Genomic DNA, 24,643 nt, shown 5'->3' on the forward strand with positions numbered 1-24,643 from the left:
TGCAGATGCAGTTCGATCAGGTGACGGTTATCGGTGGCGGTCTGGCGGGTTCGGAATGCGCGATCCAGCTGGCAGACCGCGGGTTTGCCGTAAAGCTGTGCGAGATGCGCCCCCAGGTGAGCTCCCCGGCCCACCATACCGATCACCTGGCAGAGCTCGTCTGCTCCAATTCGTTTAAGTCGACCCGTCCAGATTCCGCTGCTGGCCTACTAAAAGCCGAGCTCGAGCGTATGGGTTCGGTGCTGCTCGATTGCGCCCATCGCGCGGCTGTTCCCGCCGGTGGCGCCCTGGCGGTCGACCGCGTCAAGTTTTCCGAGCTTGTCGAGGCCGAGGTTGCCGCCCGTCCCAATATCGAGATCATTCACGGCGAGGTCACGCAGATTCCCGAGGGTCACGTGGTCATTGCCGCGGGCCCCTTGTGCTCGCCGGCGCTGAGCGAAGAGGTCATGAAGCTCGTCGGTGGCGACGCCTTTGCGTTCTTCGATGCCGCGGCTCCGATCGTCGATGCCTCCACGCTCGATATGGACGTGCTGTTCTCGCAGTCGCGCTACGAGGAGCAGGGGAGCGGCGACTATCTCAACGCCCCGCTCAACAAAGAGGAGTACGAGGCCTTTATCGAGGCGCTCACCACGGCCGACCGCGTGGTGCTTAAAGACTTTGAGGGTGGTGACCTGTTCCAGGCCTGTCAGCCCGCCGAGGAGGTCGCACGCACCGGTAAGGACGCGATCCGTTTTGGCGCCATGAAGCCTGTCGGACTCACTGACCCGCGAACTGGTCGTCGTCCCTGGGCTGCGATTCAGCTGCGCGCCGAGAACAAGGAGAAGACCGCCTATAACCTGGTGGGCTTCCAGACCAATCTGACCTTCGGCGAGCAAAAGCGCGTGTTCCATATGGTTCCCGGTCTGGAGAACGCCGAGTTCTTCCGCTATGGCGTCATGCATCGCAATACCTTTGTCGATGCGCCGCACGTGCTCGACGGGACCTTTGCCGTGCCCGGTACGAGTGTGCGCCTTGCCGGCCAGATTACCGGCACCGAGGGGTACATGGAGGCAGTGGCGACCGGTCTGCTCGCTGCGGTCAACACCTATGCCGAGGCTATCGAGGCCGATCCTGTAGGGCTGCCTCGCGTGGGCGCCCTGGGTGCGCTCGTGGGCTATGCGACCGATCCCGCCACGGTGGGCTACCAGCCCATGCATGTCAACTTTGGCCTGGTGCCGCCGCTCGAGGACGGCAAGCGCCGTAGCAAGCGCGATCGTTATCAGGCCTATGCGGACCGTGCCCTCGAGGCTCTCGATGCCTACTTGGCAACGCGTTCCGACCTGTTTGGAGGCGACCGGTCATAGCCTTTGACCTGTACGATACCGTCGACTCGTTTATCGCCTATATCGCTCGCGTCGAGGGTCTGTCTCCCAACACGGTTGTCGCCTATAGCTCGCGCCTGGAACGTTTTGCGGCGTGGTGCGAGCGTACGGGCACCGACGCGCGTGCGGCCGACGTGCGTACCATTCGCACGTATTTGGCCGAGCTCTCGCGCGAGCAGGTGGCACACCGCACGCTTGCGGCGCATCTGTCGGCTATCCGATCGTTCTATCGCTGGATGGCTGCCGAGGGGATTGTGGAGGGCGATGCGGTTTCTGCGATTTCATCGCCCAAACTCCCGCGCGACTTACCCGGGGTGCTGACGACCCAGCAGGTAGAGGAGCTGCTCCGTGCCCCCGACACCGCGACGCCCGCGGGATTGCGTGATGCGGCGATGCTCGAGCTGCTCTATGCCTCTGGCGCGCGCATCTCCGAGCTCGCGGCGCTCAATGTGGAATCCATTGCATGGTCCGAGCGCACGCTGCGGCTGTGGGGCAAGGGCAGCAAGGAGCGCATCGTGCCCCTGTATCGCCGCGCGCTCGAGGCGACCCGCACCTATATCGAGGAGGGGAGACCGGCACTGCTGGCCCAGGCAAAGCGTCGCGATGCCGCAAATGGTCCGCATCCGTTGTTTATCTCGGCGCGCGGCAACCGCATGAGTGCCGCTATGCTCAGGCGGCGGTTCCATACGCTGGCGACGCTCGCCGGCATTCCGGCCGACATCGCCCCGCATGCGATGCGCCATACCTTTGCGACCGACTTGCTCGAGGGCGGTGCGGACCTGCGCTCGGTTCAAGAGCTGCTAGGTCATGCGAGCCTGTCCACGACGCAGATCTACACGCATCTCACACCCGATCGGCTTAAGCGGGCTGTGGCTCAAGCCCATCCCCGCGGCGAATAGTGGCTGGCACGTCCCGCGCCGCACTCAGGTGTGTGGTTTTGATTGCGGGTTGGCAGGAAGAGGCATTCCTGCTATCATTCATCGGGTTGCTTCACGGCAACATGTTTTTATCACGCACGCGCGGCTACTTCATACCGTGGTGCCCGGGCTTTGGTAGCACATGTCCGGGTTGGTTTTGGAGGATGACCCCGCGCGGAGGCAAACCACAGGAGGTTTAACATGGCTACCAAGATTAATATCCGCACCCTGCTCGAGGCCGGCTGCCACTTCGGTCACCAGACCCGTCGCTGGAACCCCAAGATGAAGCCGTTCATCTTTGGTGAGCGCAACGGCATCTACATCCTCGACCTCAAGCAGACCATTCTCGACGCCGACCAGGCCTACACCTTCGTCAAGAACGTCGCCAAGGGTGGCAACGTGCTGTTCGTCGGCACCAAGAAGCAGGCTCAGGAGGCCGTCAAGAACGCTGCTGAGCGCGCCAACATGCCCTACATCAACCAGCGTTGGCTCGGCGGTATGCTGACCAACTTCGTCACCATCCGCTCCCGCATCAACCGCATGGAGGAGCTCGAGGCCATGGTCGAGGACGGCCGCATGGCTGTTCTGCCCAAGAAGGAGCAGGCTGTTCTCGGCAAGGAGCTCACCAAGCTCCAGACCAACCTCGGTGGCGCTCGCGACATGAAGGGTCTGCCCCAGGCTCTCTTCGTCATCGACACCAAGCGCGAGGAGAACGCCATCAAGGAGGCTCAGCGCCTGAACATCCCCGTCGTCGCTCTGATCGACACCAACTCCGATCCCGACGAGGTCGAGTACGGCATCCCCTGCAACGATGACGCTATCTCCGCTGTCACCCTTATGTGCGAGCTCATGGCTGACGCCTGCCTCGCTGGCTCCGGCAAGGAGCAGGTCTCCGAGGCCGAGATGGCCGCTGAGCCCAAGGCCGAGTAAATCAGTCTTAGTTAATTCTTTTTCATCTCTTTGAAAGGAACCACAATGGCCCAGATTACCGCCGCTATGGTCAAGCAGCTCCGCGAGATGACCGACTCCCCGATGATGGAGTGCAAGAAGGCTCTCGTCGAGGCTGACGGCGACATGGACGCCGCTGTCGACGTTCTGCGTAAGAACGGCCTTGCCAAGGCTGCCAAGAAGGCTGGCCGTGAGACCAACGAGGGCGCTGTCGCCGCGTTCGTCTCCGAGGATGGCAAGACCGGCGCTCTGCTCGAGCTCTCCTGCGAGACCGACTTCGTTGGCTCCAACGCCAAGTTCACTGGCTTTGCTTCCAAGGTCGCTGAGGTTGTCGCTACCACCGAGCCTGCTGACGTCGACGCTCTGCTCGAGAAGCCGATGGGCGAGGAGACCGTTTCCTCCGAGCTCACCGAGATGATTCACATCATGGGCGAGAACATGAAGATCTCCCGCTTCGCTGCCCGCAAGGCCGAGAACGGCGCGCTCGCTTCTTACATCCACATGGGTGGTAAGATCGGCGTTCTCGTCGAGTTCGCCTTCGAGAAGGCCGAGACCGCTCAGGCTGAGTCCTTCAAGACCTTCGCTCACGACGTTGCCCTTCAGGTTGCTGCCGTCGCCCCGATCTGCGCTACCCGCGATCAGGTTCCTGCCGAGACCGTCGAGCACGAGAAGCAGATCTACATGGCCCAGGCTGCCGAGTCCGGCAAGCCCGAGGCTATCCAGGAGAAGATGGCTGTCGGCCGTCTGGAGAAGTTCTACAAGCAGTCCGTGCTCACCGAGCAGGAGTTCATCAAGGACAGCTCCCTCACTATCAAGAAGTACGCTGAGCAGGTCTCCAAGGAGCTCGGCGACACCATTACCGTCGTTGCCTTTGACCGTCTGGTCCGTGGCGAGTAAATAAGCTCTTGTAGCTGGTAATGAGCAGGCTGTGGGTTTTACTCACAGCCTGCTTTTTCATGGCTCTTATCAGAGCCTTTGATATCATATTGAAAGTCTAATTAAAGGAGGATCGCTTTGTCCGACATCCGATATAAACGCGTGCTTCTTAAGCTTTCCGGCGAAGCACTGATGGGCGACGGCCAATATGGCATCGACCCCAAGGTTACCGACCATCTTGCCAAGCAGGTCAAGGAGCTGCTCGCCGTTGGCCATGAGGTCGGCGTCGTTGTCGGCGGCGGCAATATTTTCCGCGGCATGGCCGGCGCTGCCGGTGGCATGGAGCGTGCTCAGGCCGACTACATGGGCATGCTGGCAACCGTTATGAACGCGCTCGCCCTGCAGGATGCCTTCGAGCATAACGATGTTCCCTGCCGCGTGATGAGCGCTATCCAGATGAACGAGATCTGCGAGCCCTATATTCGCCGTCGCGCCATCAACCACCTTTCCAAGGGCAACGTCGTTATTTTTGCCGCCGGTTCGGGCAATCCGTACTTTACGACCGACACCGCCGCGGCTCTTCGTGCGTGCGAGATCGGCGCCGAGATTCTGATTAAAGCCACCAAGGTTGACGGCATCTACGACAAGGATCCCGTCAAGTGCGCCGATGCCGTCCGTTTTGACAAGATTACCTATCACGAGGTGCTCGTCCGCGGTCTGCAGGTTATGGATTCCACGGCTACGGCACTGTGCCAGGATAACCGTATGCCGATTTTGGTCCTCAACATCGATGGCGAGGACACCGTCAAGCGCGCGCTTTCGGGTGAGCCCGTCGGCACGCTCGTCTATCAGGAGGATTAAGCATGGCAGAGAACATCACCGCCCATATGGACAAGTCGCTCGAGTCCCTCAAGCATAACTTCTCCAAGGTCCGTACCGGCCGCGCCAATGCCAACATTCTGTCCGACATCACCGTCGATTATTACGGTGTTCCCACGCCGGTCACGCAGGTTGCCGCCGTCAAGACCCCCGAGGCCCACATGCTGCTCATCGAGCCGTGGGACAAGGCACTCATCAATGCTATCGTCAAGGCCATCGGCGCTTCCGATCTGGGTATTACCCCCAACTCCGATGGCACCGTCGTTCGTCTTCCGTTCCCGGCTCCCACTGAGGAGCGCCGTCGCGAGCTCGTCAAGGAGTGCCGCGAGTACGCCGAGCAGGCCAAGGTGTCTATCCGTAACATCCGTCGCGACTTCAACAACAAGCTCGAGCGCGATGAGGAGCTCACCGAGGACGATGTCCGTCGCGAGCAGGCCAAGGTCCAGAAGCACACTGATGAGTATGTCGCCAAGGTCGAGGAGCTTCTGAAGGAAAAAGAAGCCGAGGTCATGGAGATCTAAGGTGCAATACGACGAGCATAAACTGGTCGAGTACTTTGCCGACGCCCCTGCGGGCGTCGGTTTTTCCGACCTTGACCTCAATAACATTCCGCACCATATCTCGTGCATCATGGACGGCAACGGTCGTTGGGCCACGTCGCGCGGTCTTGCGCGCACCGAGGGCCACAAGGCGGGTATCGTCTCCCTTCGCGAGATTATTACCGCCTGCGTGCGTCTGGGCGTCGACGTGCTTTCGGCCTATGCGTTTTCTACCGAAAACTGGAACCGTCCGCAGCATGAGGTCAACGTCTTGATGCATCTGTTTGCCAAGACGTTCATCGACGAGCTGCCGCTTCTGAAGCGCGAAAACGTGCGCGTTGTCTTTTTGGGTGACATTTCCGCGCTGCCCAAGAAGACCCGCGACGTTTTTGAACGCGGTCTTGCCGAGTGCGCCAATCACACCGGCATGACGCTGGCGCTTGCCGTCAACTACGGCGCGCGTGCCGAGATTACCCGCGCTGTCCGTCAGATCGCACTCGACGCTGCCGCCGGTAAGATCGATCCTGGCGCAATTGATGACGACATGGTGGCTTCCCACCTCTATACCGCCGGCCTTCCCGATCCTGAGCTTGTGATTCGCACTTCTGGTGAGCTGCGCCTTTCGAACTATCTGCTGTGGCAGGTGGCTTATTCCGAATTCTACGTCACCGATACCTATTGGCCCGACTTTGATCGTTGGGGCCTTGTCGACGCCATTTTGGCCTATCAGGGCCGTGACCGTAGGTTTGGTGGACTGAGCAAGACCGAGGAGGCTTAATCGTGTCCGATCGTCCCAAGGCATCTGCTCCCAAGACGCCTGCGCGCAAAGCTGCCACTGCGGGAACGCCTGCAGTGAAGAGCGGCACCGGTTCTTGGCTGGCGGGCTTTATTACCCGTGCCGCCGCCGGTATCGTCTACGCCGTTGTCTTTATCCTGTGCCTGGTTTTGGGTATCGTGCCCACGGCCATCTTTGTTTCCGTCATGAGCGGTCTGTGCTGCTATGAGTTTTTCCGTATGACAAGGCTCGATGGCAAGATGGCTAACGAGCGCATGGGTATCGCTGCCGCCGTGCTCTTTCCGCTGTCGGCGTTGGGCGATTCGATGCTGCTGAATGCCCTGCTTTTTGCCCTGATGCTCGCTGTGGGCATTTGGTATGTCTGGTCGCCGCGTACCCGCATATCCGATGTTGCCGTGACACTCATGGGTCCCATCTACACCGGTTTTATGCTGTCGGCTATCGTGATGCTGCGCGATGCCGTGCCCGGTTTTGCCGGCGCCCTGCTTTCGGTGGGTGTTTGCGCGTCTCTCTGGGTCTCCGATTCGTTTGCCTATATCGTGGGTAGCCGTATCGGCAAACACAAGATGGTTCCCAAGATCTCTCCCAAAAAGAGCTGGGAGGGGTTTGTTGGCGGCATCCTGGGCTCGGTTTTGATTTGGCTCATCCTGTGGGCGACGCATTTCTTCAAGCTCAGCCTGCCCTATGCGCTGCTGTGCGGCGTGGTCGTGTCCATTCTGGGCGTTATCGGCGACCTTATCGAGTCGCGCATCAAGCGCGGTGTGGGCGTCAAAGATTCCGGCAACCTTATCCCGGGCCACGGCGGCATGCTCGATCGTAGCGATTCGCTTATCTTCGGCTGCATCACCGCGCAGCTGATGCTGATGATCGGAGGCGTGCTGTAATGTCATTCCAGATGACGTATGGCCCCGATGGACGCCTCCGTGTTGCCATCCTGGGTTGTACGGGCTCCATCGGCACCCAGGCGCTCGATGTGTGCCGCCAGCATGCCGATCGCCTGCAGGTGACGGCGCTGTCCGTTAACTCCAGTACCTCCGAGCTTGTTGCCGCTGCCCGCGAGTTCTCGGTTTCGGCGGTTGCCGTGGCCGATGTCGCTCATGGCGATGACGCCGTGCTGCAGGAGTTGCCCGAGGGAACGAAGCTCGGCGTTGGCGCGCAGTCGGTTTGCGAGCTCGCGCGTCGCGACGATGTCGACTGCGTACTCGTCGCTATTGTGGGTGCCGCCGGTCTCGAGGCGAGCCATGCGGCCTTGACCTCAAATAAGCGCCTTGCCCTTGCCAACAAGGAGTCCCTCGTCGTCGGTGGCGACTTGCTTATGCCGTTGGCGCAACCGGGCCAGCTTATTCCAGTCGACTCTGAGCACTCCGCCATCTTCCAGTGCTATCTGGGGGAGAACCCACGCGAGGCTCATTGTATTTGGCTCACCTGCTCGGGCGGTCCGTTTTTTGGCCGCACGCGCGACGAGCTCGACCGCGTGACGCGTGCCGATGCCCTCGCACATCCCACGTGGGCCATGGGCGCCAAGATCACCATCGACTCCGCCACCCTCATGAACAAGGGCCTGGAGCGCATTGAGGCCATGCATCTGTTTAACTGCGACCTCGATTTCATTAACGTGGTCGTGCAGCGTCAGTCCAAGATTCACTCTATGGTCGAGTTCTCCGACGGCTCCGTGATGGCGCATCTCGGTGCTTCCGACATGCGTATTCCCATCCAGTTCGCGTTCTCGTATCCCGAGCGTTGGGATACTCCGGCGCCTCGTATCGATTTTCGCGAGTTGGGGCAGCTCACGTTTGATGCTGCCGACATGGATACCTTCCGCTGTCTGGCACTGGCCGAGCGTGCCGGCAAGACGGGTGGCACCATGCCGTGCGTGCTCAATGCCGCCAACGAGGTCGCCGTCGATGCCTTCCTGCGCGATGGCTGCAGCTTTACCGATATCGATCGCATTGTGGAATCCTGCATGGATGCCCACGATGTGCAGGCGGTCGATTCGTTTGAGCAACTTCACGATATCGATGCGTGGGCGCGTGAAAAGGCTGCGCAGGTACTCGTCGCAACCCGTTCCTAACCCATAAGGATTGCTTTTTCGTTTTATGGATACTGTTCTGAGCGTTCTTTCATCGGTCTTTTGGGGCCTGCTGATGCTTTCCGTCCTCGTGTTTTTGCACGAGGGTGGCCACTTTTTGGCGGCGCGTGCCTGCGGCGTCCGTGTGACCGAGTTCTTTTTGGGCCTGCCGTGCCGCTTTGACATCCATTACACGTCGCGTCGCATTGGAACCAAGTTTGGCGTGACCCCGCTGCTGCTGGGTGGCTACGCTGCCATCTGCGGTATGGATCCGACCGATGTCTCGTGCGCCGATCGCGTGCTCGCGGCTATCTACCGTCATGGTCGCGTGACCGTGGCCGACCTTGCTGTCGAGCTCGAGCTTTCCGAGGAGGATGTGCTCGAGGCTTGTGCTCTGTTGCTGGGCTGGGGCTCCATCGCACCTTGGTATGAGGAAGGGGAGAAGCCCTCACCGAGCTACTATCCCACTAAGTATCAGACACTGCCTCGAGACGCTGCGGGTTACACCACCTTTGACGGCCGCCGGTTCGATCGAGAGCATGCGACTGCCGAGGGCGATGTGTGGGAGCTGCCGTGCGGCGAGGCTGATTTCTTGGCGCAAGAGCGCTCGCACACTTATCTTGGCCAGGGCTTTCTCAAGCGCGCCTTTATGCTGCTCGCGGGCATTCTCGTCAATATCCTGACGGGTTTTTTGCTCCTTATGAGCATCTATTCCATTACGGGTGTCACCGTGCCGATGGATACCAACGTGATCGGTCAGGTTGACGAGGGGTCTATTGCCGCCAAGGCGGGTATCGAGGGCGGCGACGCGATCCTTTCGGTTGACGGAGTATCGTGCTCTACCTGGATGGACGTTTACGATGCCATCGGCAAGGCTGCCGGTAAGGACGATATCGCCATCGAGTACGAGCGTGACGGCAAGCAGCATTCGACCACGGTTGCGCTCAAAGAGGATGAGCGCCTAGGTGTGTATGCCTCTACGCAGGTGGTCCGTTTAGACCTCATCACGTCGGCTCGCCTGTCTTTCTCCTATGTCGTGCAGACAGCGGAGGGCGTGATGCGCCTACTCCAGCCGCAGCATACGATGGAGATTCTCGACCAGTCCTCGTCGATCGTGGGTATTAGCGTTATGTCCTCACAGGCTGCTGCTGCCGGCCCTGCCACGTTCCTTTCGTTTGCCGCCCTCATTTCGTTCTCGCTTGGCTTTATGAACCTGCTGCCCATCCCACCACTCGATGGCGGCAAGCTGGTCATCGAGATCATTCAAAAGATTGCGGGCCGCGAGCTACCTCTCAAGGTCCAGACGATTGTGAGCTATGTGGGCATCGCGCTCTTTGCGCTGCTGTTTGTCTATATGCTTCGTTCCGACATCCTTCGATTTATTCTGTAGGGGAGTGTTTGGATTGTCTTTATCCCATCCTTTGCCTCGCGAGTTGACGCGCCCCGTGCATGTGGGCGGTGTGCAGATCGGTGGCGGCGCGCCGGTGGTGGTCCAATCCATGACCTGCACCGATACCGCTGATGCCCAGGCAACGCTTGCGCAAGTGTGCGCGTTGGCGCAGGCTGGCTGCGATATCGTGCGTGTGAGCGTGCCCACCGAGGCCGCGCTTGAGGGTTTCCGCACCATCTGTGCCGAGTCTCCGGTGCCAATCGTTGCCGATATCCACTTTAACCACAAGCTGGCCATCGGCGCCGTCGAGGCCGGTGCCGCCAAGCTCCGCATCAATCCCGGTAATATCGGCGATTGGGCCAAGGTCGATGCTGTCATCGATGCCGCGGGTGCTGCGGGCTGCGCAATTCGCATCGGTGTCAACGCTGGTTCGCTTGAGCAGGATATCGCCGAGCGCGACGACCTCACGCAGCCCGAAAAGCTCGTGATGTCGAGCGAGCGCTTCGTCAAGCACTTTGAGGACCACGGCTTTACGAACATTGTGCTTTCGGCCAAGGCCCATAGCGTGCAAACGACGCTCGATACCTATCGAGCCCTGTCGCGTGAGATTCCCCACGTTCCGCTTCACCTGGGCGTGACGGAGGCGGGGACCAAGCTCCAGGGCACCATCAAGAGCTCTGTAGGCTTGGGTATCTTGCTTTCCGAAGGCATTGGCGACACCATGCGTGTGTCGCTCACAGCCGACCCGGTTGAGGAGCCGCCGGTTGCCTGGGGTATTCTGCAGTCGTTGGGCCTGCGTCGCCGTGGCCCCGAGATTGTCTCGTGCCCCACGTGCGCCCGCTGCCAGGTTAACCTTATTCCCATTGCCGAGGAAGTAACCGAGCGGCTTAAGAACTATACCGCGCCGCTTTCGATTGCCGTTATGGGATGTGCCGTTAATGGCCCCGGCGAGGCTTCTGATGCCGACCTGGGCGTTGCTTGCGGACGTGGTCAGGCCTTGCTCTTTTCGCATGGCCAGATCATTGGTAAAGTAGCTGAGGACCAAATTGTCGACGCGCTTATGGCAGAGGTCGACAAGCTTATTGAGGAGAAATAAATGACCCGAGCAATGTATATGTCTAAGCTCTATGCGCCGACGCTTAAAGAGGATCCGGCGGACGCTGAGCTCGCCAGTCACCGCCTGCTGCTCCGTGCCGGCATGATCCGCAAGGAGGCCGCCGGCCTGTATTCCTACCTGCCGCTTGCCTGGCGCTCGATCCGTAAGATCGAGAACATCGTGCGCGACGAGATGGACGCTGCCGGCGCCCAGGAGCTTATGATGCCTATCATGGTCGACGCCGAGTTGTGGCGCGAGTCCGGCCGCATCGACGCCTATGGCAAGGAGCTTGTGCGCTTTGACGACCGTCATGGTCGCGAGTTCGTCCTGGGCCCCACGCACGAGGAGACCGTTACGGCCCTGGTTCGCAATGAGCTGCGCTCCTACAAGCAGCTGCCCGTTAACCTCTACCACATCCAGGACAAGTTCCGCGACGAGTTCCGTCCCCGCTTTGGCCTGATGCGCGGCCGCGAGTTCATCATGAAGGACGCCTACAGCTTCTCCGCCACGCAGGAGAGCCTGCAGGAGGAGTACGACAAGATGAAGCAGGCGTACGCCAATATCTGCGAGCGCTGCTACATCAAGGCTCTGCCCGTCGTCGCCGATTCTGGCGAGATCGGTGGCGATACCTCCGTCGAGTACATGGCTTTGGCTGACGCCGGCGAGGCTTCGCTCGTCTACTGCGACGATTGCGGCTTCGCTGCCGATGACGAGGCTGCAAGCACCAAGGTCGTCGTGACCGAGGGTCCTGGTGACGGTACGCTCACCAAGGTTGAGACTCCGGGCATGGGCACCATTGAGGCTGTTGCTAAGTTCTTTGGGTTCCCCGAGAACGGCACGCGCAAGTCGCTGGCACTCATCGACGCCGAGGGCAAGCCGGTCGTGGCCATTGTTCCGGGCGATCACGAGCTCAACGATTGCAAGGCCGAGCACGTCTTTGGCAAGGGCTATCGCATGATGACCGACGAGGAGCTTCAGGCGAACGGTCTGCACAAGGGCTTTATCGGACCGGTTAACCTGCCCGATGGCATTCGTCTGGTCTGCGACGAGAGCCTGCGCGAGTCCAAACAGTGGGCCTGCGGTGCCAACGAGGTCGATTATCACTTTACCGGTGCCTGCCCCGAGCGCGACTTTACCGTCGATGAGTGGGCCGATCTGGTCACCGTTGTCGCCGGCGACCCCTGCCCGCACTGCGGCAAGCCGCTCTCCGCTGCCCGCGGCATCGAGGTCTCTCAGGTCTTCCAGCTGGGCACCAAGTACTCCGAGGCCATGGGTGCCACCTTTATGGATGAGGACGGCAAGGAGAAGCCGCTCATCATGGGTTGCTACGGCGTGGGCGTGTCCCGCTCGCTTGCTGCCGTCGTGGAGCAGCACAACGACGAGCACGGTATCGTCTGGCCGGTCTCCGTTGCCCCGTACGAGGTCGCGGTGATTCCGCTTGATCCCAAGAAGGAAGAGTGCGCTACCGTCTGCGAGCAGATTGTTGATGGCCTGTGTGCCGAGGGTATCGAGGTCGTCGTCGACGATCGCGATGAGCGTCCGGGCTTTAAGTTTGTCGATAACGACCTCATGGGCTTCCCGTATCAGGTGGTTCTGGGCAAGCGCGGCCTTAAGAATGGCACCGTTGAGCTCAAGGACCGTGCTACGGGCGAGCGCGAGGACGTGGCGATCGACGAGGTCGTTGCCAAGGTTGCCGAGCTTGTTAAGGCAGCCCGCCGTTAATCGACGATTTCGCTTGTAGTTCGATATGTGGGACGGCCCCGCATTTCTCCAATCGGGGAGATGCGGGGCCGTCCTATTATCTTGTAGCATCCTCGATATCTAAAAGGAAAACCCCACAGCCCATGCGAGCTGCGGGGTTTTCCATTGTGCCTCCGATGCGAAATAAATCGCTCAGATATTACTGATAATCGACGACGTCGATCCAGTTCTTCAGGAACTCATCGTTCACGTTGCGCTTACGAGCGAGCTCGGAAGCGGCGACGATGCTCGTCCACTGACGCACGACCTGCATGGGCATGTCGGCACGGTCGCAGTAGAGCTCCAGGTAGGCCTCGGCCTGGTCCTTGCTGTTGAGGGCAAAGAGCAGGTAGGTGGTGGCAACGTCGGCAGCAGGGGAGCCCTGGGTGGCGTGTGCCCAGTCGCACACATAGAGCTGGCCGTCGTCGCCGACGATGACGTTGGAGGGGTTGAAGTCGCCGTGGCAGACCTTGAACTCCTTGGTCATGCCGTCCAGACGCTCCTGAAGGTTGTAGCGCGTGGTGGCATTGAGCTGATCAAGGCTGTCGATCATGCGGGCGAACTTGTCGCGCTGACGGTTGAGCAGCGGGGAGGTGTAGCCGTGGATCTCGATCTGGAGGTCGACGAACATCTCGAGGTACTCACCAAAGCGCTGGGGCTCGGCAGTCATCTTCTCGGCAAGGGTGGTGCCCGGAACCTTCTCGGTCACGAGCGCCCAGCCGTTGGCGTTCTCGAGCTGGGAAACCTCGAGAGCCTTGGGGCTGCGGATGCCGCACTCATTGATGCGGGCAAGATTCAAAGCCTCGTTGAACACGTCGGAGACAGGCTTGGTCTCGTTAAAGACCTTGACGATCTTGTCGCCCAGGTCGTAAACGACCTTGTTGCCACGGCGGACGAGCTCGGTCTTGGAATCGGGTAGCAGCATGGTTGCATCCTTTCAACGATGCGATAGAAGCGACGGCGGGGGTGTGTGAAACACCCGTGCACCCCCGCCGCAAAAAACCGTGCTAAAAACTAGCAGACGGCGTAGTCCTGGGGCTCGCGGCCGTAGTAGGCGTCCAGGTAGAGCTCCTTGATCTCGCTCATGAGCGGGTAGCGCGGGTTAGCGCCGGTGCACTGGTCGTTGAATGCCTGCTCGGTCATCTCGTCGAGGGTGTCGAGGAAGTACTGCTCGTCAACACCGTAGTCGGCGATGGTCTTCTTGACACCGATGAAGTCCTTGAGCTCCTCGAGCTTCGTGATGAAGTTCTCGAAGACCTCCTTGTCGTCCTTGCCCTCGATGCCGCAGTACTTGGCCATCTCGGCGTAGTTGTGCAGCGCGTTGGGGTAAGGATACTGGGAGAAGGTACCCATCTTGACGGGAGCCTCGGCGGCGTTGTAGCGCATGACGCGGGTCAGGATGACGGCGTTAGCGATGCCGTGGGGCAGGTGATGGAAAGCGCCGAGCTTGTGAGCCATGGAGTGGTTGAGGCCCAGGAAGGCGTTGGCGAAGGCCATACCGGCCATGCAGGAGGCGTTGTGCATCTCCTCGCGGGCGTGCGGGTCCTTGGCGCCGTTCGTGAAGCTGGAGGGCAGGTTCTCAAAGACGAGCTTGGCAGCGCGCTCGGAGAGGCCCTTGGTGTAGTCGGAAGCCATGATGGAGACGTAGGACTCGATGGCGTGGGTCATGACGTCGATGCCGGAGGCAGCGGTCAGGCCGCGCGGGGCGGTCATGCAGTTGTCGGCGTCGACGATAGCCATGTTGGGGAGCAGCGCGTAGTCGGCGAGCGGCCACTTGATGCCGGTCTCCTTGTCGGTGATGATGGCGAACGGCGTGCACTCGGAGCCGGTACCCGAGGAGGTCGGGACGGCGACGAAGTAGGCCTTCTTGCCCATCTCGGGGAAGGTGAAGATACGCTTGCGGATGTCCATGAAGTCCATGGCCATGTCCTCAAACTTGCACTCGGGGTGCTCGTACATCATCCACATGATCTTGCCGGCGTCCATAGCGGAGCCACCGCCGACGGCGATGATGACGTCCGGCTCAAAGAGAGCCATCTGCTTGGCGCCGCGACGTGCGCACTGCAGCGACGGATCGGGCTCGACGTCGTAGAAGCAGTCGTGGGCGATGCCCATCTCGTCGAGCTTGGCCTCGATGGCGCGGGTGTTGCCATTCTTGAAGAGGAACTGGTCGGTAACGATGAAGGCGCGCTTCTTGCCCATGACGTTGCCCAGCTCGTCGAGGGCGACGGGCGTGGAACCCTTCTTGAAGTAGACCTTCTCGGGAGCGCGGAACCACAGCATGTTCTCACGGCGCTCGGCCACAGTCTTAACGTTGATCAAGTGCTTCACCCCAACGTTCTCGGAGACGGAGTTGCCGCCCCAGGAGCCGCAGCCCAGGGTCAGAGACGGCTTCATGCCAAAGTTGTACAGGTCACCGATGCCACCGTGCGAGGACGGGGTGTTGATGACGATACGGCAGGCCTTCATGACGTGCTCGAACAGGCTGATCTTCTCGGCCTGGGCGGGGTGCACGTACAGAGAGGCGGTGTGGCCCGGGCCACCGGCGAGCACCAGGTGCTCGGCCTTGTCGACGGCCTCCTGGAAGTCCTTGGCGTGATACATGGCCAGGACCGGGGAGAGCTTCTCGTGGGAGAACTCCTCCTTGGCGGGGTCGGTGGAGGTGACCTCGGCGATCAGGATCTTGGTCTTGGCGGGAACCTCGATGCCGGCGAGCTCGGCGATCTTGGCGGCAGCCATGCCGGGGATGCGGTGATCGAGGGCGCCGTTCTTGAACATGGCGGCACGCAGGGCCTCCATCTCGGCACCCTGCTTGACGAAGTAGCAGCCGCGCTTCTGGAACTCGGCCTTGACCTGGTCATAGATGGTGTCGATGACGGTCACGGACTGCTCGGAAGCGCAGATCATGCCGTTGTCGAAGGTCTTGGAGTGGATGATGGAGTTGACGGCGAGCAGCACGTCGGCGGTGTCGTCGATGACGACCGGGGTGTTACCGGCGCCAACGCCCAGGGCGGGCTTGCCCGAGGAGTAGGCGGCCTTGACCATGCCCGGGCCACCGGTGGCGAGGATGATGTCGACGTCGCGCATGACCATGTTGGTCAGCTCGATGGAGGGGACATCGACCCAGCCGATGATGCCCTCGGGGGCGCCGGCCTTGACGGCGGCGTCAAGCACGAGCTTGGCGGCGGCGATGGTGCACTTGGCGGCAGCCGGGTGCGGGGAGATGATGATGGCGTTGCGGGTCTTCAGGCTGATCAGCGTCTTGAAGATCGCGGTGGAGGTGGGGTTGGTCGTCGGGATGACGGCGCCCACGATGCCGATGGGCTCGGCGATCTTGGTGATGCCGTAAGCCTCGTCGCGCTCCAGGACACCACAGGTCTTGGTGTTCTTGTAAGCGTTATAGATGTACTCTGCGGCGTAGTGGTTCTTGATGACCTTGTCCTCAAGAACGCCGCGGCCGGTCTCCTCGATGGCCATCTTCGCCAACGGGATACGAGCCTTGTTGGCGGCCATGGCGGCCTCATAGAAGATCTTGTCGACCTGCTCCTGCGTGTACGTAGCAAAAAGCGCCTGGGCCTCTCGCATCTGAGCGAGCTTAGCCTCAAGCGCCTCTACGTTGTCCACAATTGCGGGAGTAGTGTTTTCCGGTGACTTTTTCACCATTTGTGTCTCCTTGCGATCGGAGATTTACCCTACGCCTTGCATGATAGCAAGAAATTATTCGGCGAACGGTCAGATTCCTTTAAAAGGCACACTAAAACGCTTCAATAAACTGAAACGTTTTAACTAAAACTATTTGCCTGCTCTTCCGCCCCGCTCGTTGGGGACAGGCTTACTTGGGACAGACATCGTTTTGCCATTTTGCCGTTCTGGGCCTGTTATTGCCGCTTATTGGATATAAATAGGTTGCAGGCTCAGCATTTCGCGTTGCTTCTCTCCTTTTAGGTGTTGCCTGAACAGTTTTGAAAGGAGAGATTATGCCCCGATGCGCCCGCCCCGTTTCGATCACTGGCTATTACCACGTCTTTGACCGAGGCAACTCCAAACAGATTATTTTTGAAGATGACTCCGACCGTTATCGTTTCTTATCGGATATCTCGGACAGGTTTGCGCGCCATGAAGTGGCGGTGTTGGCTTGGTGCCTTATGGACAATCACTTCCATTTGATGGTTGATGACCCATTTGACAACCTTTCAAAGGCAATGCAGTGCGCGCTGACGGCATATGCTAAGTATTTCAATGGAAAAACGGGGAGAACGGGACATCTGTTTGACAATCGCTATTCGCGGGTCGCGGTTGAGTCGGACGCGCAGGCGGTGCAGCTGCTCGACTATATTCATCTCAATCCCGTGAAGGGTGCGCTTGACTCGCTCGATGCGTACCGCTGGTCAAGCTATAAGGCGTATCAGCTGGGCTATGATCCCTTTGACATCTGTGATGCGGCCCCTATGCTCGATATTGTCGGTGGCTCTCGTTGCTATTGCGAGCATCTCGAGGAAGTTGCCGGGCGCATCTGGTCAATGGAGGTTCTTCCACGCCGGCGGATCCCCGATGAGGAGGCCCTTTCCGTTGCGCGCGAAGTTCTGCCGAGCATAGATCCTGCACTGCTCAAAGCCCTGCCACGCCCCGAACGCGATGCGTGTCTGCTGAGGCTTAGGCGGGCGCATCTCACGGTCAAGCAAATTGCCCGTATCACCGGCATCGGCGCTACAAGCGTGACCAAGGCAACTGCAGGCTGGAAGGATGCTGCGTGAGGCAGGGGCCGGAGCCAGTCAGTGCGTCGCATGCGTGCTTCATGTCTGTCCCCAATGCGTGAAAGCACTCATGTAAGTCTGTCCCCAATGAGTGCAAAAAGGCGCCCTCCGTAGGGGAGGGCGCCTTTGGTAAGTTCTATGTGAACGCGAGGTCTTTGACCCGGAGAGTCCGAGGTACTTGTTGGTAAGACCTTATTTAGGAGCGCGCAACCTTGCCGGACTTGAGGCAGGTGGAGCAAACGTTCATCTTGCGACGGTGACCATCGACGACGACGTAGACGCGCTGGATGTTGGGGCGGAACTTACGGTTGGTGACGCGGTGAGAGTGGCTGATGGAGCGACCGGCAACGGGGTGCTTACCGCAAACTTCGCAAACTTTGGACATAACTGACCCTCCTTGGGCGACAAACGAACATGTCGCGTTAACAAACAAGCCTGAACTATAGCACAGAAGCAGCTCCCTGTGCGTAATCTACACAGAGATATTTCTCTTTTGGCGATAGTGCCCACGCCACGGCCCTGGACGTAGATCCGATTTGCGTGCAGCAGAGGGGATTATGCCAGCTCGCAACAAGGTTTTCAAGCTCGTCCCACAAATATATATAGGTTTATTGAGCGTTGGGCTCCGTTTACGGATTGCTCCGTATTTATGCTCGCAATTAAGCTCGAGGTTGGCTACACTATCCCTTGACCATTAAAGGGGTACGAGATACCCACATGGAATTACATAGCTGCCATAGAGCAGCCCTTCCTTGTGGGTGTCTGGTCCGCTTTGAGCGGTCGGGCATCTATTTTTTTGACTGTGTCAGCAGTCAAGACATGTGAGGAAGGAGATCGATGGGCACGACTTCCCCCAAGGCGGTCATCATGGACGAGACCGCCGTCAACCGAGCGATGACCCGCATCGCGCACGAGATTCTCGAGCGCAACGAGGGCTGTGAAGACCTCGCTCTGGTCGGCATCGTCACGCGCGGCGACCTTCTGGCAAAGAAGCTCGCCGAAGAGATCAAGGAGATCGAGGGCGTCGAAGTTCCGCTCGGCAGCCTCGACATCAGCTTCTACCGCGATGACTATGCGACCAATTTCGCTCCCGCGATCCACGCTACCAACATTCCCTTTAGCGTCGACGGCAAGCGCGTCGTGCTGGTGGACGACATCCTGTACACGGGTCGTACCATCCGCGCCGCTCTGGACGCCGTCATGGACCTGGGCCGCCCGAGCCGCATTGAGCTGGCAGTTCTCGTTGACCGCGGTCACCGCGAGCTTCCCATCTCGCCGGACTTTGTCGGCAAGAACGTTCCCTCGTCGCACGAGGAGAACGTGCACCTATATATGAAGGAAGTCGACGGCCGTACCGCTGTCGAGATCAACGACGTCGCGCCGGGTTCCCACGTGGGCTCCGCGCCGCTGGGAGGTGAGTAGTACCGTGGCGTTCAACCATAAGCACCTGATCGACATTACCGAGTACTCCGAAGAGGATATTAAGCTCATCCTCGAGACCGCCAAGGCGTTCTCCGAGGTCAACGAGCGTGCGATCAAGAAGGTCCCCACGCTCAAGGGCAAGACCATCGTCAACATGTTCAACGAGCCCTCGACGCGCACCCGCAGCTCCTTCGAGCTCGCCGAGAAGCGTCTTTCGGCCGACAGCCTCAACTTTGGCGGCTCCTCGACCTCCACGGTCAAGGGCGAGAGCCTCATCGACACCGTCGAGACCCTCAACGCCTACAAGATCGACTGCATCGTCGTGCGCGATAAGCACGCCGGTGCTCCCTACATCGTCACGCAGAACTCGCCCGCGAGCGTCATCTGCGCCGGTGACGGCAAGCACAACCATCCCACGCAGGCCCTGCTCGACCTGTACACTATCTGGGAGCACAAGGGTGACTTCCACGGTCTGAAGGTCGCCGTCGTCGGCGATATCGCGCACTCCCGCGTCTGCGGCTCGCTGATCCCCGCCCTTAAGATCATGGGCTGCGAGACCTACGCCGTCGCCCCCGGCACGCTGCTGCCGCCGGCGCCCGAGGTCCTGGGCTGCGACCACGTGACGAGCGACCTCGATTCCGTCCTGCCCGAGCTGGACGTCGTCTACATGCTGCGCGTGCAGCAGGAGCGTCTCGAGGGTGCCCCGTTCCCGACCATTCGTGAGTACCACAAGCTCTTCGGTCTGACCAAGGACCGCGAGAAGCTCATGAAGCCCGACGCGATTATCTGCCACCCGGGCCCCATCAACCGCGGCGTCGAGTTCGATTCCTATATGGCCGACCACCCGCAACGCTCCGTCATCCTGGAGCAGGTCTACGCCGGTATCTGCGTGCGTATGGCTATCCTGTATCTGCTGCTTGGAGGTGCCGATAATGGCCTTGCTTCTTAAGAATGCCCACGTCGTCGACCCGTCCGTCGAGCTTGACGGTGTCGTTGACGTCCTGATTGACGGCGACAAGATCGCCGAGGTCGGCGAGAATCTCGCCGTCGAGGGAGCCGAGGTCCGCGACCTTTCCGGCAAGTACCTCGTCCCTGGCCTGGTGGATATGCACGTCCACCTTCGCGAGCCCGGCTATGAGGTCAAAGAGGACATCGAGAGCGGCACCCGCGCAGCTGCCAAGGGCGGCTTTACCGGCGTGTGCGCCATGCCCAACACCGATCCCGTCACCGATAACGGCACCGTCGTGGAGTTCGTCAAGTCCCGCGCTGCCGAGGTCGGTCACTGCCGCGTCTATCCGTCGGGCGCCATGACCCGCGGTCTTAAGGGCGAGGCCATGTCCGAGATGGGCGATATGGTCGCCCACGGCGCCGTCGCCTTCACCGACGACGGTCGCGGCGTGCAGGGCGCGGGTATGCTCCGTCGTTGCATGGACTACGGCAAGATGTTCGGCAAGGTCTTTATGAGCCACTGCCAGGACGAGGACCTGGTCGGCCACGGCCAGATCAACGAGGGCAAGGTTTCGACCCGTCTGGCTCTCGAGGGCTGGCCGGCTGCCGGCGAGGAGCTCCAGATCGCCCGCGACATCGAGATCGCCAAGCTGACCGGTGCCAAGCTGCACATCCAGCACATCTCCACCGCCCATGGCCTGGAGATCGTGCGTGCCGGCAAGGCCGCTGGCGTTCAGGTTACCTGCGAGGCCACCCCGCACCACATGTTCCTGACCGAGAACGATCTAGACGAGACCTACAACACCTCGCTCAAGGTCAACCCGCCGCTGCGTACCGAGGAGGATGCCGAGGCCATCCGTCAGGGCGTCATCGACGGCACCGTCGACGTTATCGTCACCGATCACGCTCCCCACACCCCGTGGGAGAAGGCCCGCGAGTTCGAGCTTGCGCCCTTTGGCATGATCGGTCTCGAGACCTCGCTGTCGCTCGTGCTCACCGAGCTGGTCAACACGGGTAAGATGAGCATGGGCCGCATGGTCGAGCTCATGGCCATCAAGCCGCGTGAGATCCTGGGCCTCGACCAGGTTCAGGTCAAGGCGGGCTCCGTTGCCGACCTGACCGTGTTCGACGCGTCCGCCACCTGGACGGTCGGCGAGGACGGTTACGAGTCGCGCGCCGAGAACTCCGGTTTCGCCGGCCGCACGCTCACCGGTCGTGCCACCGATGTGTTTGTCGGCGGTAAGCAGACGCTCGCCGACGGCTGCATCTGCTAGCATAGCCTTATCGCTTTTGTGCGCGGTGCCCTTGCGGTGCCGCGCTTTCTGTTCGTTTTGACCATGCAATCGCATGGGGGATTGGAGCGTCTATGCCCACACCTTCCACTGCACGCATGCACGACTTCGAGGTCGTCTCGAACCAGGAGATCGCCGACGGCATCTTCTCGCTCGTTATTTCGGCCCCCAAGCTTGCAAGTGCGCTCAAGCCCGGTCAGTTTGTGAACATCGCCGTGCCCGGCGATGCGTCCTCGCTGCTTCGCGTGCCCCTGAGCTTCTATCGCGCCGACGCCCAGGCCGGTACCGTCGAGCTGTGGTACGCCGTCGTGGGCGACGATACCCGTCGTTTGTCCCAGATGGGCCCTGGCTCCACCTCTAACCTGCTGGGCCCCGGTGGTCGTGGTTGGATGGTACCCGAGGGCACCAGGAAGGCGCTGCTCGTGGCGGGCGGCATCGGCGTTCCGCCCGTGCTGTGCCTCGCCGGCATGCTTGCCGAGCAGGGTGTGGCCGTCGACGTGTGCCTGGGCTTTGGCACCGCGTCCAAGGCCGTGGGCATCGATGAGTTCCGCGCTCTGTGCGACACGGTCAACGTTTGCACTGACGACGGTTCGCTCGGCATGCACGGTTTTTGCACCGATCCTGCCGCCGAGCTGCTCGGCGAGGGCGGCTACGACTATGTCGCCAGCTGCGGTCCCGCCGTCATGATGAAGAAGGTCGCCGCCGCTGCCGCCGAGGCCGGTGCCTACTGCGAGGTGTCGCTCGAGCGCATGATGAGCTGTGGCTTTGGCGCCTGCAACACCTGCAATGTCGAGACGGTCGACGGTATGAAGGGTGCTTGCATGTGCGGCCCCGTGTTCGATGCTTCCAAGGTGGTGGTCTTCTAGTGGGTACCGTGAACATGGCCGTCGATTTCGGCGGCGTCAAGATGCAGAACCCCATCAACACCGCAGCCGGTACCTTTGGCTACGGTTGGCAGTTCCAGAACTTCTTTGATGTTTCCCAGCTGGGCGCCATTACCACCAAGGGTTGCGCTGCCGAGCCCTGGCCCGGCAACCCCGCGCCCCGCATGGCCGAGATCCCGGGCGGCATGATCAACTCCGTGGGCCTTCAGAACCCTGGCGTGGCTGCCTTTGCCCGTGAGTCTGGTCCGTGGCTCGAGCAGCTCTCCAAGGACGGTTGCCAGGTCATCTGCCAGGTCGCCGGTCACTCCGTCGAGGAGTTTGTCCGCGCGCTCGAGATGTATGTCGAGCTGTGCCCCTGGGCTGCCGGCTACGAGATCAACGTGAGCTGCCCTAATATCGCCGCCGGCGGTGCCGCCATGGGCTCCACGCCCGAGGGCGCCTCTTCCGTTATGGCTGCCTGCCGTAAGGTGACCGATAAGCCGCTGTTCGTGAAGATGGCGCCGGTCAACGTCGCCGAGATTGCCAAGGCCCTCGAGGCTGCCGGCGCCGACGGCCTTTCGGTCATCAACTCCATTCAGGGCATGGCCATCGACGTCCATACCCGCAAGTCCCGCGTGGCCAAGCCCAAGGGCGGCCTTTCGGGCCCGCTGTGCCACCACATCGCCGTGCGCATGGTCTGGGAGGTTGCCCAGGCCGTCGATATCCCCATCAACGGCGTCGGCGGTGTCATGACCGGCGAGGATGCGGCCGAGTTTATCCTGGCCGGCGCCACCTGCGTGTCGGTCGGTATGGCCAACTTCGTCGATCCGTGCGCTTCGCTCAAGATCGCGCATGAGCTCGAGGCCTGGGCCGAGTCCCAGGGCGTAAAGGACATCAACGAACTGGTAGGTGCTTTCGAATGCTAGAGACCGATGCCCGCGACCGCGTAATCGTCGCCCTCGACTGCGACCGTGAGCGTGCGCTCGAGCTTGCCCACGAGCTTTCGGGCCATGCCGCCTGGCTCAAGGTTGGCATGACGCTCTATTACGCTGAGGGCCCCGAGATCGTCAAGACCTTTAAGGACCTGGGCTTTAAGGTCTTCCTTGACCTTAAGTTCCATGATATTCCGCATCAGGTTCGCGGTGCCGCCCGTTCGGCCTCGCTTGCCGGTGCCGACCTGCTCTCGGTTCACGGCTTGGGTTCGGGCGCCATGCTCGCTGCCTGCCGCGAGGGTGCCGAGGAGGCGCGCGAGGACCGCGCCAAGCTCGTCGCCATCACCGTGCTCACGAGCATGAATCAGGATGCCTTGAGCGAGATTGGCGTCGAGTCGCCGGTGGCCGAGGAGGCCGCCCGCCTGGCAAAGCTCGCTCAGGCCAACGGCATCGATGGCATCGTGTGCTCGCCGATGGAGGCTCACGACATGCGTGAGCTGCTGGGTCCCGATGCCCTGATCGTGACTCCGGGTGTGCGTCCGGTGGGTGCCGCCTTAGGCGACCAGTCCCGCGTGGCGACGCCTTCCCAGGCTATCGAGCGTGGCGCAAGCCACATTGTGGTGGGCCGACCCATCACCGGCGCCGACGATCCGGTTGCCGCCTTTGACGCCATTGTCGCTGAGCTGGTCGAAAACGTCGCCTAAAAGATTCCCCTAAGTCACCACTTTTGGGTCTCATTAGCACAAAATAGCCCCTGTGCCTGCGTAAACTTTCCCATCCTTTGTGTGTAATCGCAGGTCAGGGGCTTAACTTTGGGCGCAGTATATTGCACTTTTTGCGGGTATCGTCTAACCTATGGAGCCGCAATTGGGCATTTTGTACGTTCTACGTGCTAAAATGCCAATTATTGAATCAGATATAACCCAACTTTTTGGAGGTACGAATGGCACTCCCTCAGCTTACCGATGAGCAGCGCAAGCAGGCTCTTGAGAAGGCTGCTGCCGCACGTCACGCCCGCGCTGAGCTTCGCGAGCAGATCAAGAAGGGCGAGAAGTCCCTCGAGTCCGTGCTCAACTCCGATGACCCCATCGCTTCCCGCATGAAGGTTTCCACCCTCATCGAGTCTCTCCCTGGTTATGGCAAGGCCAAGGCCGCCAAGATCATGGAGGAGCTCGGTATCTCCGCTACCCGTCGCGTCCAGGGCCTCGGCGTCCGTCAGCGCGAGCAGCTCCTCGAGCAGCTGACCAAATAAGTGAGCGCTCAGGATTCCAAGCTCTTTGTGATTTCTGGACCGTCAGGCGCAGGCAAGGGTACGCTCGTCACTCGTGTGCGCGAGCGCCGCTCGAACCTGGGCCTGACGGTTTCGGCTACCACGCGAGCACCACGCAAAGGTGAGGTCGACGGCGTCAACTACTTTTTTCTGACGCGCGAGGAGTTCGACCGCCGCGTGGCAAACGGTGAGTTTGTTGAGTGGGCCGAGGTCCACGGTAACTGCTACGGCACGTTGGTGAGCGAGGTCACATCCAAGCTCGCCTCGGGCGCGTCTCTGATTTTGGAGATTGATGTCCAGGGCGCCCTGCAGGTGAAGGAACGTTTCCCCGAGGCCGTGTTGATCTTTATCAAGCCGCCTTCGCTTGAGGTTCTTCGCGAGCGTCTAGTCGGTCGCGGTACCGAGACGCCCGAGACGATTGAGCTGCGTATGGCAAACGCCGCCGATGAGCTTGCCCTTGCCGACCGCTACGACGACGTCGTGGTTAATGACGATCTCGACCGCGCGACCGATGAGCTCGTTCGCGTTCTCGATATGCATGAAAGGATCTGA

Annotated in this window: 24 protein-coding genes; 21 read left to right on the forward strand and 3 right to left on the reverse strand. The window is 60.6% G+C overall.

The genetic code is table 11. The features are described from left to right. Positions 1 to 5 precede the first annotated feature (5 nt). The 12 genes from trmFO (at position 6) to I2H19_RS05090 (ending at position 12,592) form a co-directional block, all read left to right on the forward strand. Positions 6 to 1,343, forward strand: coding sequence for a methylenetetrahydrofolate--tRNA-(uracil(54)-C(5))-methyltransferase (FADH(2)-oxidizing) TrmFO (gene trmFO, locus I2H19_RS05035; RefSeq protein ID WP_195621722.1), 1,338 nt, complete (start codon positions 6 to 8; stop codon positions 1,341 to 1,343). 8 nt (positions 1,344 to 1,351) lie between these two features. Continuing rightward, a complete protein-coding gene (locus tag I2H19_RS05040) occupies positions 1,352 to 2,260 on the forward strand; it encodes a tyrosine recombinase (protein WP_229089790.1) in 909 nt (302 codons plus the stop codon). Between the two features lie 219 nt (positions 2,261 to 2,479). Then, positions 2,480 to 3,208 carry a 30S ribosomal protein S2 gene (rpsB, locus tag I2H19_RS05045; protein WP_006236109.1) on the forward strand — a complete coding sequence of 243 codons (729 nt, stop codon included), beginning with the start codon at positions 2,480 to 2,482 and terminating at the stop codon, positions 3,206 to 3,208. 45 nt (positions 3,209 to 3,253) lie between these two features. Then, positions 3,254 to 4,123 carry a translation elongation factor Ts gene (gene tsf, locus I2H19_RS05050; RefSeq protein ID WP_022094736.1) on the forward strand — a complete coding sequence of 290 codons (870 nt, stop codon included), beginning with the start codon at positions 3,254 to 3,256 and terminating at the stop codon, positions 4,121 to 4,123. Positions 4,124 to 4,240: 117 nt separating this feature from the next. Continuing rightward, the gene (gene pyrH / locus I2H19_RS05055) at positions 4,241 to 4,963 is read left to right on the forward strand and encodes a UMP kinase (protein ID WP_035138557.1); all 723 of its coding nucleotides are present in this window, start codon (positions 4,241 to 4,243) and stop codon (positions 4,961 to 4,963) included. A gap of 2 nt (positions 4,964 to 4,965) precedes the next feature. Beyond that, the gene (gene frr, locus I2H19_RS05060; protein WP_006236112.1) at positions 4,966 to 5,502 is read left to right on the forward strand and encodes a ribosome recycling factor; all 537 of its coding nucleotides are present in this window, start codon (positions 4,966 to 4,968) and stop codon (positions 5,500 to 5,502) included. Between the two features lies 1 nt (position 5,503). Then, positions 5,504 to 6,298, forward strand: a complete 795-nt coding sequence (locus I2H19_RS05065) for an isoprenyl transferase (protein ID WP_055309876.1) — start codon at positions 5,504 to 5,506, stop codon at positions 6,296 to 6,298. Between the two features lie 2 nt (positions 6,299 to 6,300). Then, positions 6,301 to 7,200, forward strand: a complete 900-nt coding sequence (locus I2H19_RS05070; RefSeq protein WP_271745627.1) for a phosphatidate cytidylyltransferase — start codon at positions 6,301 to 6,303, stop codon at positions 7,198 to 7,200. Further along, positions 7,200 to 8,387, forward strand: coding sequence for a 1-deoxy-D-xylulose-5-phosphate reductoisomerase (dxr, locus tag I2H19_RS05075; protein WP_195621723.1), 1,188 nt, complete (start codon positions 7,200 to 7,202; stop codon positions 8,385 to 8,387). Before I2H19_RS05070 ends, dxr begins: the two co-directional genes overlap by 1 nt. Before the next feature lie 25 nt (positions 8,388 to 8,412). Beyond that, the gene (locus tag I2H19_RS05080) at positions 8,413 to 9,774 is read left to right on the forward strand and encodes a M50 family metallopeptidase (protein WP_195621724.1); all 1,362 of its coding nucleotides are present in this window, start codon (positions 8,413 to 8,415) and stop codon (positions 9,772 to 9,774) included. Between the two features lie 13 nt (positions 9,775 to 9,787). Continuing rightward, a complete protein-coding gene (gene ispG, locus I2H19_RS05085) occupies positions 9,788 to 10,870 on the forward strand; it encodes a flavodoxin-dependent (E)-4-hydroxy-3-methylbut-2-enyl-diphosphate synthase (protein WP_195621726.1) in 1,083 nt (360 codons plus the stop codon). Then, positions 10,871 to 12,592: a proline--tRNA ligase gene (locus tag I2H19_RS05090; RefSeq protein ID WP_229089788.1), complete on the forward strand. Its 1,722-nt coding sequence runs from the start codon at positions 10,871 to 10,873 to the stop codon at positions 12,590 to 12,592. Positions 12,593 to 12,770: 178 nt separating this feature from the next. On the opposite strand, the gene I2H19_RS05095 is transcribed toward I2H19_RS05090, so the two are convergent. Both I2H19_RS05095 and adhE read right to left on the reverse strand, forming a co-directional pair. Next, on the reverse strand, positions 12,771 to 13,535 hold the full coding sequence (locus tag I2H19_RS05095; protein ID WP_006236119.1) for an aminoglycoside phosphotransferase family protein: 765 nt from the start codon (positions 13,533 to 13,535) through the stop codon (positions 12,771 to 12,773). Between the two features lie 89 nt (positions 13,536 to 13,624). Continuing rightward, positions 13,625 to 16,273 carry a bifunctional acetaldehyde-CoA/alcohol dehydrogenase gene (gene adhE, locus I2H19_RS05100; protein ID WP_117716641.1) on the reverse strand — a complete coding sequence of 883 codons (2,649 nt, stop codon included), beginning with the start codon at positions 16,271 to 16,273 and terminating at the stop codon, positions 13,625 to 13,627. 314 nt (positions 16,274 to 16,587) lie between these two features. Between adhE and I2H19_RS05105 the strand changes: the two genes are divergently transcribed. Continuing rightward, on the forward strand, positions 16,588 to 17,364 hold the full coding sequence (locus I2H19_RS05105) for a transposase (RefSeq protein ID WP_195621728.1): 777 nt from the start codon (positions 16,588 to 16,590) through the stop codon (positions 17,362 to 17,364). 196 nt (positions 17,365 to 17,560) lie between these two features. Here I2H19_RS05105 and rpmB read toward each other — a convergent pair whose 3' ends face one another. Continuing rightward, positions 17,561 to 17,749 carry a 50S ribosomal protein L28 gene (gene rpmB, locus I2H19_RS05110; RefSeq protein WP_022094725.1) on the reverse strand — a complete coding sequence of 63 codons (189 nt, stop codon included), beginning with the start codon at positions 17,747 to 17,749 and terminating at the stop codon, positions 17,561 to 17,563. A 452-nt stretch (positions 17,750 to 18,201) separates the two neighbouring features. Between rpmB and pyrR the strand changes: the two genes are divergently transcribed. From pyrR to gmk, 8 genes are all read left to right on the forward strand, one after another. Continuing rightward, the gene (pyrR, locus tag I2H19_RS05115) at positions 18,202 to 18,786 is read left to right on the forward strand and encodes a bifunctional pyr operon transcriptional regulator/uracil phosphoribosyltransferase PyrR (protein ID WP_138112663.1); all 585 of its coding nucleotides are present in this window, start codon (positions 18,202 to 18,204) and stop codon (positions 18,784 to 18,786) included. A 4-nt stretch (positions 18,787 to 18,790) separates the two neighbouring features. After that, a complete protein-coding gene (locus I2H19_RS05120) occupies positions 18,791 to 19,735 on the forward strand; it encodes an aspartate carbamoyltransferase catalytic subunit (protein ID WP_118098760.1) in 945 nt (314 codons plus the stop codon). Then, positions 19,719 to 21,008, forward strand: a complete 1,290-nt coding sequence (locus I2H19_RS05125) for a dihydroorotase (protein WP_161161343.1) — start codon at positions 19,719 to 19,721, stop codon at positions 21,006 to 21,008. The genes I2H19_RS05120 and I2H19_RS05125 overlap by 17 nt, the downstream gene beginning before the upstream one ends. Before the next feature lie 116 nt (positions 21,009 to 21,124). Beyond that, on the forward strand, positions 21,125 to 21,892 hold the full coding sequence (locus I2H19_RS05130; protein WP_195621777.1) for a dihydroorotate dehydrogenase electron transfer subunit: 768 nt from the start codon (positions 21,125 to 21,127) through the stop codon (positions 21,890 to 21,892). A 14-nt stretch (positions 21,893 to 21,906) separates the two neighbouring features. Next, a complete protein-coding gene (locus I2H19_RS05135; RefSeq protein WP_195621782.1) occupies positions 21,907 to 22,815 on the forward strand; it encodes a dihydroorotate dehydrogenase in 909 nt (302 codons plus the stop codon). Next, on the forward strand, positions 22,809 to 23,525 hold the full coding sequence (pyrF, locus tag I2H19_RS05140; protein ID WP_035138533.1) for an orotidine-5'-phosphate decarboxylase: 717 nt from the start codon (positions 22,809 to 22,811) through the stop codon (positions 23,523 to 23,525). The genes I2H19_RS05135 and pyrF overlap by 7 nt, the downstream gene beginning before the upstream one ends. A gap of 239 nt (positions 23,526 to 23,764) precedes the next feature. Beyond that, a complete protein-coding gene (gene mihF / locus I2H19_RS05145) occupies positions 23,765 to 24,073 on the forward strand; it encodes an integration host factor, actinobacterial type (protein WP_006236130.1) in 309 nt (102 codons plus the stop codon). Beyond that, positions 24,074 to 24,643, forward strand: coding sequence for a guanylate kinase (gene gmk / locus I2H19_RS05150; RefSeq protein ID WP_006236131.1), 570 nt, complete (start codon positions 24,074 to 24,076; stop codon positions 24,641 to 24,643).

Origin of the sequence: Collinsella aerofaciens (genome assembly GCF_015560135.1) — a bacterium.
GTDB classification, from domain to species: Bacteria; Actinomycetota; Coriobacteriia; order Coriobacteriales; family Coriobacteriaceae; genus Collinsella; species Collinsella aerofaciens_AN.